General features: G+C 62.5%; 13 protein-coding genes and 1 pseudogene. 3 read left to right on the forward strand and 11 right to left on the reverse strand.

The features are described 5' to 3' along the window. Window positions 1-42 precede the first annotated feature (42 nt). Window positions 43-636 (reverse strand): CHAT domain-containing protein, encoded by a 594-nt coding sequence (locus tag J8C01_RS05940; protein WP_371821100.1) that lies wholly within the window; start codon window positions 634-636, stop codon window positions 43-45. Between the two features lie 52 nt (window positions 637-688). Further along, window positions 689-2,101 (reverse strand): annotated as a pseudogene (locus J8C01_RS15325) (tetratricopeptide repeat protein); the annotation flags it as partial. Window positions 2,102-2,298: 197 nt separating this feature from the next. On the opposite strand from J8C01_RS15325, the gene J8C01_RS05950 reads away from it, so the two are divergent. The 3 genes from J8C01_RS05950 to J8C01_RS05960 all read left to right on the forward strand — a co-directional run bounded on the left by J8C01_RS05950 (window position 2,299) and on the right by J8C01_RS05960 (window position 6,208). After that, the gene (locus J8C01_RS05950; RefSeq protein WP_211431322.1) at window positions 2,299-3,957 is read left to right on the forward strand and encodes an FAD-dependent oxidoreductase; all 1,659 of its coding nucleotides are present in this window, start codon (window positions 2,299-2,301) and stop codon (window positions 3,955-3,957) included. A gap of 43 nt (window positions 3,958-4,000) precedes the next feature. Then, window positions 4,001-5,530 (forward strand): ABC transporter substrate-binding protein, encoded by a 1,530-nt coding sequence (locus J8C01_RS05955; protein WP_211431323.1) that lies wholly within the window; start codon window positions 4,001-4,003, stop codon window positions 5,528-5,530. Window positions 5,531-5,662: 132 nt separating this feature from the next. Beyond that, window positions 5,663-6,208 (forward strand): LOG family protein, encoded by a 546-nt coding sequence (locus J8C01_RS05960; protein ID WP_211432691.1) that lies wholly within the window; start codon window positions 5,663-5,665, stop codon window positions 6,206-6,208. Here the strand turns inward: J8C01_RS05960 and J8C01_RS05965 are convergent. The 9 genes from J8C01_RS05965 to J8C01_RS06005 all read right to left on the reverse strand — a co-directional run bounded on the left by J8C01_RS05965 (window position 6,146) and on the right by J8C01_RS06005 (window position 14,031). Next, window positions 6,146-6,865: a molybdenum cofactor guanylyltransferase gene (locus tag J8C01_RS05965; protein ID WP_211431324.1), complete on the reverse strand. Its 720-nt coding sequence runs from the start codon at window positions 6,863-6,865 to the stop codon at window positions 6,146-6,148. The genes J8C01_RS05960 and J8C01_RS05965 overlap by 63 nt on opposite strands. Before the next feature lie 132 nt (window positions 6,866-6,997). Beyond that, the gene (locus J8C01_RS05970) at window positions 6,998-7,279 is read right to left on the reverse strand and encodes a hypothetical protein (RefSeq protein ID WP_211431325.1); all 282 of its coding nucleotides are present in this window, start codon (window positions 7,277-7,279) and stop codon (window positions 6,998-7,000) included. A 26-nt stretch (window positions 7,280-7,305) separates the two neighbouring features. Beyond that, the gene (gene fabG / locus J8C01_RS05975; protein ID WP_211431326.1) at window positions 7,306-8,064 is read right to left on the reverse strand and encodes a 3-oxoacyl-[acyl-carrier-protein] reductase; all 759 of its coding nucleotides are present in this window, start codon (window positions 8,062-8,064) and stop codon (window positions 7,306-7,308) included. Beyond that, window positions 8,061-8,885, reverse strand: coding sequence for a CPBP family intramembrane glutamic endopeptidase (locus J8C01_RS05980; protein WP_211431327.1), 825 nt, complete (start codon window positions 8,883-8,885; stop codon window positions 8,061-8,063). Before J8C01_RS05980 ends, fabG begins: the two co-directional genes overlap by 4 nt. Beyond that, window positions 8,869-9,651, reverse strand: a complete 783-nt coding sequence (locus J8C01_RS05985; RefSeq protein ID WP_014099722.1) for a lysophospholipid acyltransferase family protein — start codon at window positions 9,649-9,651, stop codon at window positions 8,869-8,871. Before J8C01_RS05985 ends, J8C01_RS05980 begins: the two co-directional genes overlap by 17 nt. Continuing rightward, window positions 9,648-11,159, reverse strand: coding sequence for a gluconokinase (locus J8C01_RS05990; protein WP_211431328.1), 1,512 nt, complete (start codon window positions 11,157-11,159; stop codon window positions 9,648-9,650). Before J8C01_RS05990 ends, J8C01_RS05985 begins: the two co-directional genes overlap by 4 nt. A gap of 10 nt (window positions 11,160-11,169) precedes the next feature. After that, window positions 11,170-12,153 (reverse strand): glucokinase, encoded by a 984-nt coding sequence (gene glk / locus J8C01_RS05995; protein ID WP_211431329.1) that lies wholly within the window; start codon window positions 12,151-12,153, stop codon window positions 11,170-11,172. 20 nt (window positions 12,154-12,173) lie between these two features. Next, window positions 12,174-12,962 carry a polyphosphate--glucose phosphotransferase gene (gene ppgK, locus J8C01_RS06000; protein WP_249355400.1) on the reverse strand — a complete coding sequence of 263 codons (789 nt, stop codon included), beginning with the start codon at window positions 12,960-12,962 and terminating at the stop codon, window positions 12,174-12,176. Window positions 12,963-13,071: 109 nt separating this feature from the next. After that, window positions 13,072-14,031 carry a phytoene/squalene synthase family protein gene (locus tag J8C01_RS06005; protein ID WP_014099727.1) on the reverse strand — a complete coding sequence of 320 codons (960 nt, stop codon included), beginning with the start codon at window positions 14,029-14,031 and terminating at the stop codon, window positions 13,072-13,074. Window positions 14,032-14,205: the final 174 nt, after the last annotated feature.

Consider the following 14,205-nt stretch of genomic DNA (forward strand, 5'->3'; position numbering starts at 1 on the left):
GCGTTTTCCTCCAGGTGTGCCGTCAGGTGTGCCGTGGGATGTTCAATCTGAGTTGGCGGGCGACCACTGACCGTGAACCTGAAAAGGGGCCCAGAAAAAGGGGTGGCGGTACCGGGATTCGCGTCGCATGTCCAGTTGCGCCTGGCGCAGGGCCGCGGCCGGGGGACGTTTGTCCCGAAGCAGGGCGCGATAGAAGTGGGTCATCAGCCGCGCCGTGGACTGGTCGCTGATGCTCCACAGGCTGACGACAATCTGGGACGCGCCGGCATACATGAAGCCACGGGTCAGCCCGACCAGCCCTTCGCCGCGGACAAACGTGCCCAGTCCGGTTTTGCAGGCGCTCAGGACGACGAGTTCGGCGGACAGTTGCAGGTTGAAGATGTCCGGCAGCCCGACGACACCTTCGCGCGGCTGCCCCTTGGCATCAAACCGTGACACCAGGAGGCTGGACAGTTCCGGGCGCTCGTTGTCCACCAGGCCGTGGGAGGCAATGTGGAGGAGGCGGTATCGGGGCAGGTCGCCGGTGAGAAGGTTCTCGCGGTTGGCCGCGAAGTCCGTCATGGACAGGCGTCTGGATTTGGGCACCAGGGCGAGGATGGCATCGGCTTCGCGGCGGGTGCCGGGCAGGCGGGGAATGGTCGAGGATGTTGGCTTCGCTCGTCCGGTCGCCGACCGCCTGGAAAAGGGCGAGGGCCTGTTCGTAGTGGGTTTGTGCGGTGGCCGGTTGTCCGAGCCGGGTGAAGGTGGCGGCGAGCGCGGCGAGGGTCACGCCTTCGCCGCGTTTGTCGCCGGTTTCCCGGCGCAGCACGAGGGCCTGCTCAAAGCAGCGTTGGCCAAAATCAGGCTTGTCCTGCGCAACGCTGATGTTGCCGAGACCGGTGAGCGTATTGGCTTCACCGCGCCTGTCGCCGGTTTCCCGGCGCAGGGGGAGGGCTTCTTCAAGGGCGAGCCGGGCTGGTTCAAGCCGGCCGGCTTTGGAGTGGACACGCGCCAGGTTGGTGAGGGCCACGGCGAGGGAGCGCCGGTCGTTGCGCTGGCGGTAGATACTGATGGCACGTTCGAGGTGTTCCTGGGCGCGCGGCAGCAGGCCGAGGGATTCATAGACGAGTCCCTGGTTGTTGATGGCATTGGCTTCGATGGCGGCATTGGAGGCCTGGCGGGCCATGGCAACGGCCTGTTCGAGCAGGTCGAGGGCTTCCTGCTTTTCGCCCAGGATGTCGAGGGTATAGCCGAGGTTGGTGCGCAGGATGCTGCCGCTCTTGTGATCCCGCAGGGCATCGGCCTGGGCGACGGCTTGCCGGTAGTAGTCCACGGCGCGGCGTTTTTCGCCGGCATGGTCGTAGGCGCGCGCCAGGTTGTTGAAAAGCTGCATGAGTCCGGCCGGTTCGCCGCCGGCGCGGCGCAGGGGGAAGGCGCGGTCGTAGCATTCGATGGCCCGCCGGGTCTGGCCCAGATTGTCATAGACGAGGCCCAGGGTGACGAGGGTTTCGGCCTCGCCGTCGGCATCGTTGGCCGCCTGGTAGGCGGTCAGGGCCTGGTGGAGCTGTTCGACGGCGCTTTCCAGGGCGGCTTTGGTGTTTTTCTGACGGGTGCGCTGGGCGGACTGGAGGGTTTCAAAGGCGGTGAAGCGTTGCCGGTCCACGTCCGCGGCCGGGCGGTGGGTGGTGAGGTGGACGAAGAACGCGCCGGCCTGGCGTTCATGGTTGGTAATGGTGATGCGGCAGGTGGTGGCCGTGTCGGCCAGCAGAAGTACGGGACGGGCGCGGGAGATTCCGTTCCAGCCGGCCAATTGTTCAAGGCGGCGGCCGTCATCGCCGGCGACGGCGACGTGTAACTCCACACCGACCTGTCCGACCATGACGACGGCAAACTCGCCGGCGGCGAGGGACACCTGGTAGTGACGGGTTTCTCCACTGGCGAGGTTGCCCTCGATGACCTGGCCGCGGAGCAGCGCCGTGGCTTCAGGGGGGACCGGGGCTGCCGGTGGGGTGGCCGGTGGTTCAGTGGTCGGGCGCTTGGGCGGAGCCTGGCCAGGGCTGACCAGAGGCCATGCCAGGCATCCCAGCAGGCAGGCAATGAGCAGGCTGGATGAAACGCGCATGGCGGTTCCTCAGCAGGCAGCAAGGGGATGGTATCTGGTGATGGAACGCGATGAATCAGGACAAATCGTATCATGGCGGCGGTGTGGGCGCGGGAAACGTGGGTGTGTGTTTCGTTTTTGGGGCAGGTGCGATACAGTGACGCCGCCTGTGCGGTTCCTCACCATTTCATCTTTCCTGGCTTGCGGCTGACCTTCCCATGAGTTCGTTCAATGCGTTACCCCAGCTTGGCTCGGCTGCCATTCGTGAAGCCTATCCCCGCACCTATGCTGCGTTTTGCGGTATGCCGGAAGGGGAAGTCTGGTTTGAGCGATTGGTCGAGCTCGACCTGCACCGGCATCGTCTGCTGGCGACGCCCCAGCCCATGGTCGTGTTTGGCGCGGCTTCCGGGCCGCAGTCGGCAGTCGCTGAGACCTTTGATGTCATTGTGGCCGGCGGCTGTTTTGGCCTGATTGTTGGTGCGACGCTGGCCGCGCACTATGGCTGGCGGGTGCTCGTGTTTGACCGGCACCGGGTGGGGCGGACCCATCGGGACTGGAACATTTCACGGGGTGAGCTGCAACGGCTAAGTGAGGCCGGGTTGTTTACGCCGTCCGAGATGGAAGCCTTCATCACGGCTGAGTATGAAGGCGGGTTTGTTAAATTCCATGCGGAAGGTTGCCCCATTGCGGCTGAGCCGCTGTGGTTTGACGACGTACTGACGCTGGCGGTGTCGTCAGATCGGTTACTGGCGCAGTGCCGGCAGAAGTTGCTGGCGGCTGGCGGCAGCCGGTGTCTGGACCAGGCGACGCTGGAGCAGGTGCAGGTCGAGGCGGAGGGGGTGACCGTCGTCGTCCGGCAGGCTGAAGCGGGCCGGCTGGCGTTTTGGGGGCAGTTGTTCATTGACACGATGGGAACGCTGTCGCCGATTGCCCGGCAGCTCAACCCACGGGAGACGGTGAGCTATCTGTGTCCGACGGTCGGGACGATTGCCACGGGCTTTGCGACCGGTTCGGCGGCGGATGAGGTCAATGCGCGGGTCGGGGAAATTCTGGTAACGACCGGGCATGCGCAGGACGGGCGGCAGTTGCTGTGGGAAGGGTTTGCCGGGCAGGACGGGGAGTTTACGACCTACCTGTTTCACTACGCGCCGGTGGCAGACATCGGGCGGCTGTCGTTGCTGGCGTTGTTTGAGACGTACTTTGAGACGTTGCCGCAGTACAAGCGGCCCGGAGCGGGGTTTGCCTTCCGGCGGCCGGTGTTCGGGTACATTCCGGGGCTGCACCACGTGGGTCTGGGGCCGCAGAAGCGGACGGCGGCGCACCGGGTGTTGCTGCTGGGGGATGCGGCATCGTTGAATTCGCCGTTGACGTTTTGCGGTTTTGGTTCGCTGGTGCGGAACCTGCGGCGGATCACGCATCTGATTGATCTGGCACTCAAGGGGCAGCATCTGGATGAGGCGTCATTGCGGCTCATCAACGCCTACGAGCCGGGCGTGGCGATTATGGCAGCGTTTACGCGCTACATGGTGGCCGATGAGGGCGAGGACCCGAAGGCCGTCAACGAGTTGCTCAACATCGTCATGGAGGCGCTGCATCAGTTGCCGCCGTCGGTACGGACGGGACTGTTCCAGGACCGGATGGCGTGGGGGGATTTTGTGAAGCTGATGTTGCAGATGCAGAAGCTGCATCCGAACATCTGGGAAGCCGTACCGCGCAAGTTGGGGATGGTCTATACGTCGGCCTGGGTGCTGAACTTCGTGGAGTTTTCTGCCTTTGCCCTGCAGAAGGAGTTGGCCGGGGTGATGGGGCAGCTTGGGCGCGGATTGCGGGAGGATTTTTACAACTACGCCAACTATTACCGTTATGCCCTGGCATGAGCGGCCGCACCCGTGCTGGTCCTGGAAACTGGGCTGGGTTCTGGTGGCGATTGGGTTGATGGTCTGGCCCGGCGGGTGTCGGCGTCCGGTGGTGCTGGCGGCCGATACGCTGGTGATGGCGGTTGAGAAGCCGCCGAAGACCCTGGACCCACGGGTGGGGAATGATGCCGTTTCGGCGCGCCTGCACCAGATCATCTTCGATACGCTGGTCAACAAGAACGAGCAGCTTGACATTGTCCCGGAGCTGGCGGACTTCACCATTTCACCGGATGGGCGGGTGTTCACCTTCCGGCTGCGGCCCGGGGTGGTTTTTCACGACGGCCGGCCGCTGACGGCCGAGGACGTGAAATACACCTTCGAGAGCCTGTGCGCGCCGACGTTCAACTCGCCCAAGAAGGGGGACTTTGCGCTGGTGGAGGCCATCGAGGCCCCGGATGAGCGGACGGTTGTGTTTCGCTGCCGGGCGCCGAACCTGCCCATGCTGGGCAGTCTGGTGGCAGTGGGGATTGTGCCGAAGGGCACGTCGCCGGAGGAAGCTGCCCAGCGGCCGGTCGGGACGGGGCCGTTCCGGGTCGTGACTTACCGGGAAAACCACGACATCTGGCTGGAGGCCAATCCGGCGTACTTCAAGGGCGCACCCCGGCTGAAGCGGCTGCAGATTCGCTTCATTCCCGATGCCATGACCCGTGAGCTGGAGTTGCGCAAGGGGACGGTGCAGTTGGCGGTGAACGCTGACCTGGCCTACAGCACCAACCAGGCGTTGGGGAAGACGCCGGGGCTGAAGCTCGTGCAGGCGAAGGGGACGAACATTGCCTATCTGGGACTCAACTGCGAGGACGCCCGGCTGGCAGATGTACGGGTCCGGCGGGCGCTGGCGCTGGCGATTGACCGGGAGACGATCATCCGCACGGTGTTGCGGGGCATGGCGCGGCCGGCGGCGGGGCCGCTGCCGCCGGAGCAGTGGGCCTACCCGGAAGACCTGCCGCCGCCGCGCTACGACCCGGAAGAAGCCCGGCGGCTGCTGGCGGAAGCGGGGTATGGTCCGGGGCGGCCCTTGCGGTTGGAGCTGAAGACCTCGTCGGCGGAGTTGTCGCGGCAGGTGGCGGCGGTGTTGCAGGAACAGCTCAAGCGGGTGGGGGTGGAGCTGTCCCTGCGCTCGTTTGAGTTTCAGACGTTTTTGCAGGATACCATCGCCGGCAATTTCCAGATGTTTTATCTCATCAACGTCGGGGCCAACCAGAGTGTGGATTTTCTGAGTTACTTCTACGAGTCGTCCCGGATTCCGACGAAGGCGAAGGGGTACAGCGAGGGGGCGAACCGGGCGCGCTATCGGTCGCCGGAGGTGGATCGCTGGCTGCGGGCGGCGGCGGCGACGACAGACAAGGCTGAGCAGCGGCGGCTGTACGGGCTGGTGCAGAAACAGGTGGTCAGCGACGTGCCGCAGATTTTTCTGTGGTATCCGAACAACGTGGCGATTGCCCATGAGCGGGTGCAGGGGATTACGCTGGAGTTGTCGGGGAGTTACGCCTTTTTACGGCAGGTGTGGATTGCTGAGGGGGCATCGCAGGATTGATACCTTCGTCTGATAACGTAAAGAGGGTGCCAGACAACAGGGACGGCAGACACGGCAGGTAAAGCAAGAAAAAAAGCAGGAAAAACAGCAAGCCGGAGAGGGAGGAAGGGAGGCTTGAACGGGCCGGGGCAACTGAAGCGGGTTTGTGTCTATTGTGGGTCTCAAACCGGGCAGGCAACCGCCTATCGGGAGGTGGCCTGGTCGGTTGGAGAGCGGCTGGCACAGCAGGGCATCGAGGTCGTCTATGGCGGCGGGCACGTGGGCCTGATGGGCGTGGTGGCGGAGGCGGCGCTGTCGGCCGGGGGACGGGTCATCGGGGTCATCCCGGAGCGGCTGCTGGAGCGTGAGGTGGCCTACCGTGAGGTGACGGAAATGTACGTCACGCGGACAATGCATGAGCGGAAGGCGCGCATGATGGAGCTGTCCGATGCGTTTGTCGCGCTGCCGGGCGGGATTGGCACGCTGGATGAGTTGTTTGAAATCTGGACCTGGCGGCAGCTTGGCTATCACAGCAAGCCGGTGGGACTGCTCAATGTGGCCGGTTACTATGATGGGCTGCTGGGCTTTCTCGACCGGGCCGTGCAGGAGGGATTTCTGGCGCCAGAGTGCCGGGATTTACTGATGGTCGAGACGGATTTTGGGAAACTGTTGGCGCGGCTGGCTGGAACTTTCGTCTGATAACGAATTTTCCAGCCGGGCTTCCTGATGCCAGAGCAGGGCTTGGCGATAGTCAGCGGGCGTGTTGAGGTTGTAAAGCAACCGGTCAGCGCCGGGCAGGTCGGCGTAGTTCGGGAAGGGGAGTGGCGCGGCGGGGATGGTCTGGAGGAAATCCCGGACGCGCCGGCCGCCCCGGCGCAGGAAGGCAGAGAGGGCAGGCAGGATGGCAACGTTGTAGGCGGCGCAGACGCCGGTTGGTTGTCCGTCGGCTGTGAAGGGGACAACCGCCGGGGCCGTGGGGTGGGTGCTGGCGAGCCGTGCCAGGAAGGTCGTTGTCAGGAACGGCATATCACATGGGATGACCAGACACCGTGGGCGTCCGAGTTGGCGGGTGTGTGCGACGGCGCAGGCGATACCGCTGAGCGGGCCGCCATTGGGGATGGGGTCAACCAGGATGTGCCTGTCAAAACAATAGTCTGATAATAATCTCCGAACTGCGTCAGAAGCCGCTGAGAGACCAACCGGCGAACACACAACATACACACGACGGAAAACCGCCCGCAGGCGGTCAGTCAAGACCAAGAGCAACGGAGCATCGGGAAAAGGCAACAGCGCCTTTGGCCGCCCCATGCGCCAGCTCCGGCCGCCTGCGAGGATACACACCGGGAAGTCATCCATGGTATTGGCAACTGCTATTCCTACCGGTGTTGGTGTGCATACCGGTCTGTACTGAACGTGATGCTGTGGCCTTGCGACGACCGGGGCTGCCACTGCCTGCGTTTGCCCCCTGTGTTTACCCCCTGTGTTTGCCTAAGTCCCGATGTGGTTTGGCGTGTGGGTGAAGGTTTCAATCATGTAGTCGTGGATGTAGTTGAACAGCAGGTTCTGAAAGCGCCACCCATAGCGTGGGTCCTGGAGGTCACGGTGTGGAATGACAAAGGTGTAGGGCTCCAGAATATCCGCCACTTTGAGCGAGATGATGACCTGAACGCCACCGGGATGCTCTACAGCCTGGAATTCCAGCAGCGGATGTTCGTAACGACGCAGTTCGGCCTGGATTTTTTCAAGGCTGGAGAGATCGGGCGCAGGCATCAGCACTTCCTCCTGTCCTGACAGCTTCACATAACGAGACCACCGTCGGCACAAAGAACCTGTCCGGTGATGTAGCGGGCATCTTCTGAAAGCAGAAAGGTGGCGATGCGGGCAATTTCCGTTGCAGTCCCGAACCGTCCAAGGGGGATGGTTTCAAGCAGTTTGGCGCGATACTCAGCCGACAGCCCTTCCGTCATCTCCGTTTCAATAAGACCCGGCGCAAGAGCATTGACCGTAATGCCCCGGCTGGCGACTTCCTTGGCCAATGCCTTGGTAAAGCCAATCATTCCGGCCTTGGCAGCGGAGTAGTTCGTCTGGCCGGCCATACCGATCACGCCACTGATGGAGCTGATGTTCAGGATGGAACCGCCCTGCTTTTGTTTGAGCAGGAGCGCAACCACCGCTTTGGACAGGTTGAAGACACTTTTGAGATTGGTGTCGAGAACGGCATCCCAGTCGTCTTCCTTCATCATGATGAGCAGCTTGTCGCGGGTGATACCGGCGTTGTTGACGAGGCCGTGGAGAGCGCCAAAGCGTTCCCGTACCTGCCTGACAACGGACTGGGCGGCTTCAAAGTCGGCGGCATCTGCCTGGTAGGCCTGGGCTTCGACACCCAAGGCCTGAAGTTCCTGCTCGACGGCCCGGGCGGCTTCCACCCGGCTGTGGTAGGTGAAAGCAATGTTGGCACTGCGGGCAGCCAGTTCGAGGGCGATGGCGCGGCCAATGCCCCGTGAGCCGCCGGTGATGAGGATGGTCTTACCGCGAAAATCCAAGGCGTCGTTCATGGCGTTGTGGGAGGGGAAGTTTCAAGAAGTTCCCAGAAAAACACAATGGCAATGGCCTGAATACCATTGAAGGCGTAGTGGAGCACGACCGAAGGCAGGATGGAGCCGGTTGCAGCCCGGAGGACGGTCAGGGTGAGGCTGAGCAGCGCCAGCATGGTCAACCCGGCCCAGCCGCCCCAGTACTGTGGGACGTGAACGGCCAAAAAGAGCAGGGAGACCAGAACCACTGTAGGACGAACCCCCAGACTGCGCTGCAATCCGCCAAAGATAACCCCCCGATAAACCACTTCCTCGACGAGCGGCGCAGACAGTGCAGCCACGCAGGCAATGGCTACCCGAACGGACGGCCCCTGGGCAAGGATGCGGTCAAGATCGGTTTTGGCATTGGGGAGGTAGCGTTCCAGCCAAGCGCCAGTGGCCAGAAACAGTGGTGCTGCAAACACACAGGCTATAAGGAGTCCGTTCCGGCGGGACCAGAACGAACGGCACCAGTCCAGACCCAGCGCCGGGCGAACGCCGTAGGGGGATGTCCGACGGATAAGCTGCCAGCACCATAAAAGCGTTATGGCGTGAGCAGCAAACGTGGACAGCACCAGGGTCAGGGTCAGCGAGTGTGAGGTCGTCAGGTCAGCTTGCGTCGGAAGGGCGCCCCGCTGCAGGTAAAACCAGGCTGTCCAGCCAAGCTGTGCCCCAACCGAACTCAGCAGGATGGCACTGATGCTCAACAGCCATGTCACCATGGCTGCACCGGCATTCCAACCCACCACCCGTGACACCGGGCTGGCTGGGGGCATAACCGCTGGCTCAGTCAGAGAGGTCATGGGCGGGGTAACGCTTTCCCGAAGGCGGCAGGGATGGTTGGGGCTGGGACTGGGCCAGGACGGCCAACCGTTCATTCATCGTGGATGCCACCTGGGCCATAGCCTCTTCAATAGAGAGGCTGGTGGTCTCCAGCGGTGCGTGGATAGTGAGATGAACCGGGCAGGGGGTGAGCCACATGGAATGCGCTGGCAAAAATGTGGCGGTGCCATAGATGGTAACCGGCACAATCGGCACACCGGCTTCACGCGCCAGACGAAACCCGCCCGATTTGAAGGCTTTGACCCGGGCGGGCTGGATGTTCCGCGTGCCTTCGGGAAAGATCACCACCGGAGTCCGGGAGTGGAGCACCTTCCGTGCCGCGGCGATCATGTCAGGGATGGCATTCCGGTTCCCCCGGTCAACCGGAATGTGTCCGGCGCGCCAGAGAAACCAGCCCAGGAAGGGAATACGGAACAGTTCCTTTTTGGCCAGAATCCGAAACTGAAACGGCAGGAAGGCAAACAGCACTGGAATGTCAAGCAAACTCTGGTGATTGGCCATGACCACTGCTGGGGTGTGGCGGGGCAGTTGTTCAAGGCCTTCAACGGAGACCCGCATCCCGACTGTGAAGGCAATCATCCGACACCAGGTGCGCGCGCACCAGTGTTGATAGGCTCCTGTTCGGTCAAACAGTGAAAGCAGAAGGGCCAGAGACCCCATAACCACCGTATAGAGAACAATCAGCAGAAACGCGACAATCGAGTGCAGGATACGGATGATCTTCATTGAAACCATCGTTGAAGGAATGAACTTTCAGCCATGGTCAGGTATGTGGCGCGGTGACGCTCCAGCCGCTCCCGGTAGCGGGCATGGGTGGCGGCATCCGGCTCAAACCAGCTTCCAGCGGGCAGTGGGCAACGGTCAATTGTCAGCAATCGCAGGCCAAGACTGACCCACAGAGCCACGCCACGGGCTGAAGCTTCCGTCGGGATGACACAGATGGGCCGTCCCAGTGCCTGGCACAGCATCGTAGCAAAAACGGGTGACGCCGACACACCGCCGGAGACAATGATCTCTGTGGAGTCCAGGAGGAACCCGGCGGTTTCCAGTTGCCGGGCAATCCACGCCAAACGCAGGGCAATGACTTCGAGCAGCGCCTGCCAGATGGCTACGGGGGTTGTGGAGAGCCGGAGTCCGGCAATCACTCCCGTGGCTTGCGGATGCCAACCCAGACTGCGTTCGCCGGCCAGGAAGGGCAGGATGGTCAATCCGGTATCTTCTGCCAGGGTCTGCCGCAGACGAGCTTCCAGGATCGGTGTGGCCGGCAGGCGCAGCGTACGCCGCCCCCAGGCGAGCAGATTGCCGGCGTTGCTCAGCGCGCCGCCCACGAGGGCATGGTCGTGGTCAAGGTGATAGACCCAGAGACCCGGTGGCGGTTCTCCCGGTTCACGTTCCCTGGGAATGGTGACACGTAGGGCAGCCGTGGTGCCAATGTTGATGGCGGCCCGGTTGTCGGAAAAACACAGGCTGCCCAGGTTGCTGCAGGCGCCATCGCCAAGGGGTGGGAAGAAGCAGGCTGCATGCAGTTGCGGCCAGCGTTTTTTGAAGGGCGGGACGAGGGCCGTGCCAGGGAGCATCGCTCCGGCATTGGCCAAGGGCGGCAGATGAGAGCGCTCAAGGCCAAGATAATCAAGGATTTCTTCATCCCAGTCGGCTTCGCGGCGGGCATAGAGGCCCGTCGCCGAGGCAAGGGAAACGGTGGTGCAGGTCCGGCCAAAAAGTCGCCACCAGGCATAGTCAGCAAAGGACATCCACTGCCATTCCCGGAGCGTCAGGTGACGTCGCAGCCAGGCCAGTTTGAGCAACCAGTAACTGCTGTGGAGGGGGCAACCCGTCCGGGCATAGAGCCGGCGGCGGGTGAAATACTCAACCAAATTCTCTCTTTCGGCTTCGGAACGTGTGTCGCCCCAAGCAAAAACCGGCGTTGTCGGCACGCTGACATCAGGCTGGTCAGCAGTAGCCGCCGACCGTCGGACACCCATGAGGCTGTGCATCATGGTGGAGATACCAACGCCCTGAATGACATACCCCTGACGTTCAGCCCGATGGAGTGACCGGCTGATGACCCCGGTGAAGGCGGCAAAGAGCGCCGTGGCATCGTAGGTCATGGTGCCATCCGGTGTCATGGTAGCCACAACCGACCGCCGGCTAAGGGTTTCCGGCTGCAACCGGCCGTCAGGCGTAAACACGGCCGCACGGAAAGAAGAGGAACCCAGATCAACAGCCAGAATCATGGGTTCTGGCTCAGGAAAGGTGGGCGTGATGCCTGGCATACCGGGCTGCGCCCAGCAGTGCCGTCTGCTCATTGAGGATGACGGCCACTGGAACCTGCTCCAGAAAGCTCCGAAAACGTCCCTTGGCGACGAATGCGCCCAGAAAATTGCCCTTGGTCATCCACTTGAGGATTTTGGGCGCAATGCCGCCGCCGATAAACAGCCCCTCGGTGGCCAGGGCCTTCAGGGCCAGGTTGCCAGCTTCAGCACCATAGAGGGCTACGAACCGCTCCATCACCGCCACGGCAATCGGCAATCCTTCGTCGGCAAACTTCGAGATGGCTGCACCGTAGCCATCAGTAGCAGCCAAAGCTTCCAGGGCAGCGGAACCGGCGGCACGCCCGGTGTCACGGAAAAAATGGTACAGGTGGGCAAAGCCAAACGTCCCGGACACCAGCCGCTCCCAGCTTACGTGATCATAGGTCTGCCAGAGATACGCCAGCAGGTCCAGCTCCGTCGGATCGCTGGGAGAAAAGCTGGCGTGGCCACCTTCCGACGGAACGGCAATGTGGCGTGTTCCATCCCAGAACAGAATGCACTCGCCGAGACCTGTCCCGGCCGAGATCAGGGCCGCGTTGCCCAGGCGGGGTGTACCGGCCTGAAGTTGGTAAAAGTCCGACGGTGCCAGCAGGGCAATCCCGTTGCCGTTGGCTTCGAGGTCATTGATGACAAAGGCCGGGCAGTCGAGTACCTGCCGCAGTTCATCCGCACGGATGCTCCAAGACAGGTTGGTAATCTGGCACACGCCATCGAGGACAGGTCCGGCTGCGCCAATGCAGGCAGCCTGGCAGCGGAGCGCCCGCCCACCAAAAAATGACCGCAGCATGGCTGGCAGATCGCTGAAATCAGCGCTGGCGAAGGTTCGGGTTTCGAGCGGGGCAAGGGTGGCGGCGTCAAACAGTCCGAGGTGGGTTTTCGTGCCACCCACATCTCCGGCCAGGAGGTAACGGGTCATGGTCATTGCGTATCCAGGGTTCAGGAGGGTGATTTGGCTCTGGCCTGTGTTGCCGGGACAGTGGCCAGGGCAGCCCCGATGATCCCGGCGAGGTTAGCCATCCGGGCCGGGAGCACCGGGGCCGGACAGGTCAGGTACGCCGCAAACTTGTCGAATTTGTTGCTGGCGCCGCCGCCGAGAATAAAGGCATCACACCAGAGCAGCCGGTGCAATTCAGTGAGGTATTCGCTGACATACCCAGCCCACTTTTTCCATGACCAGTTCTGCCGCTCACGTGCCGACAAGGAAGCCCGCCGCTCGGCGTCCTTATCACGGATGATCAGGTGGCCCAGCTCAGTGTTGGGAATAAGCTGCCCGTCATGGAAAAGTGCGGTGCCGATGCCGGTGCCCAGGGTGACGATGGCCACCAGCCCGGCAAGGTCGCGGCCGGCGCCAAAGCGCATCTCGGCCAGGCCGGCGGCGTCGGCGTCATTGAGCAACGTCACCGTGTAGCCGGTGGTGTTTTTGAACAGGGTGGCGGCGTCACAGCCAATCCAGGCCGGGTCAATGTTGCCGGCCGTGTGCGCCACACCGTGCTTGACGACGGAAGGCAGCCCGATGCCAATGGCGCCGTCACGCTCACTCCATCCAAAGTGGCGGATGACCTCAAAAACGGTTTCGGCAATGGCGTCCGGTGTCGCCGGCTGTGGCGTGAGCAGACGGAACCGTTCCTGGGTAAGCGTGCCAGTGCGGAGGTCAACCGGCGCCCCTTTGACGCCGGTACCGCCAATGTCAATGCCCAAGGCGCATTTGGCCGTGGTTCTGGCCATGGTATGCGGATTCCTTTCGGGGTTGGGGAAGTCCGATGGGAGCAAGTGGAAGCTGAAGGTGGTGTTGGCAGGGGGGTTGCGGGAGAGCCTGGGAGTCTGATAATCAGCCTTACGTCAAAATACCGCCCAGCCGCGCCTGCACCCACAGCGGCGGTACCGCCCACAGCTTTGCCCCCAGTGACAGATGCGCCCGCCGGGAAAACACATCGTAGCCATGCCGCTCGATGTCACGCAGAATCCCTCCGTACAAACGACTGCTCAGGAACACGGTAAAGCGACTGTCCGGCGAAAGCAACCGAATACCACACTCCGCCTCACGGTAGAAATCCCGCGCCCGGCAAATCTCGAACTTAAGCAGGGCCACCACTTCCGGCGTCAGCCGCCCCTGCAGAATCATCTCTTCCGTACAACCAAACCGACGCAGGTCCTCCAGTGGCAGGTAAATCCGGTTGCGCCGGGCATCCTCGCCCACATCCCGCAGGATATTCGTCAACTGAAAGGCAATGCCAAGCGCCACCGCATACTGGAGCGCACTTGAGTCAGCGTAGCCGAACACCTCACTGGTCATCAGCCCCACCAGCGACGCCACCCGGTAGGCATAGGTATAAAGGTCATCAAACCGCTCGAAGCGCACGGGCCCTTCCGTGCGGGCATCCATCAGGCAGCCCTGCATGAGTTCAAGGGGATGTTCGAGCTTGACCGGAAACTGTGGAAGGAAGTCATACCAGGCGACAAGCACCGGGTGAGCCGGAAAGGGCCGCCCGGCATACACATCCCGCAGAGCCTGCGCCCAAGCTTCAATGGCCAACGCCACTGCCGTCGGGTTGGCCTGGCGGTTGGTATCCACCAGATCATCAATCTGCCGGCAGAGCGCATAGATGGCATAAATGGCCGGACGCTTGCGTTTGGGAAGGGTCTGGGTGCAAAAGTAAAAGCTTTTGGCGTGGGTGCGGGTCACCTCCCGGCAGTAGGCATAGCCAGCAGCCACAGCCGCCGGGGCTGGCGCCTGAACCCGCACTTGCCCGGCAAAGGGGTCAAGCGCCGCAACGCTGCCAGTATCAAGTCTCATGCCCTGAGAGCGTGAACAAAAACTGCATCAGCACCATTGGGTTGGAGCTACCGCCACCACCCGCTGAAAACGTACCGGACTATGGTATAGACTCAACACCAACGTCAACACTTGCTGGCATGCGCCGGAAGCCTGTACTGGTCGGCAGGCTGGAGTTCCAGAGCAAACCTGAAC

The organism is Chloracidobacterium sp. D, assembly GCF_018304685.1.
In the GTDB taxonomy this organism is placed as follows: Bacteria; Acidobacteriota; Blastocatellia; order Chloracidobacteriales; family Chloracidobacteriaceae; genus Chloracidobacterium; species Chloracidobacterium thermophilum.

Bases quoted from the DNA above. Each gene is read 5' to 3' on its own strand.
- J8C01_RS05950 (WP_211431322.1), top strand. From the start codon at position 2,299: ATGAGTTCGTTCAATGCGTTACCCCAGCTTGGCTCGGCTGCCATTCGT.
- J8C01_RS05965 (WP_211431324.1), bottom strand. From the start codon at position 6,865: ATGGATGACTTCCCGGTGTGTATCCTCGCAGGCGGCCGGAGCTGGCGC.
- J8C01_RS05970 (WP_211431325.1), bottom strand. From the start codon at position 7,279: ATGCCTGCGCCCGATCTCTCCAGCCTTGAAAAAATCCAGGCCGAACTG.
- fabG (WP_211431326.1), bottom strand. From the start codon at position 8,064: ATGAACGACGCCTTGGATTTTCGCGGTAAGACCATCCTCATCACCGGC.
- J8C01_RS05980 (WP_211431327.1), bottom strand. From the start codon at position 8,885: ATGACCTCTCTGACTGAGCCAGCGGTTATGCCCCCAGCCAGCCCGGTG.
- J8C01_RS05985 (WP_014099722.1), bottom strand. From the start codon at position 9,651: ATGAAGATCATCCGTATCCTGCACTCGATTGTCGCGTTTCTGCTGATT.
- J8C01_RS05990 (WP_211431328.1), bottom strand. From the start codon at position 11,159: ATGATTCTGGCTGTTGATCTGGGTTCCTCTTCTTTCCGTGCGGCCGTG.
- glk (WP_211431329.1), bottom strand. From the start codon at position 12,153: ATGACCCGTTACCTCCTGGCCGGAGATGTGGGTGGCACGAAAACCCAC.
- ppgK (WP_249355400.1), bottom strand. From the start codon at position 12,962: ATGGCCAGAACCACGGCCAAATGCGCCTTGGGCATTGACATTGGCGGT.
- J8C01_RS06005 (WP_014099727.1), bottom strand. From the start codon at position 14,031: ATGAGACTTGATACTGGCAGCGTTGCGGCGCTTGACCCCTTTGCCGGG.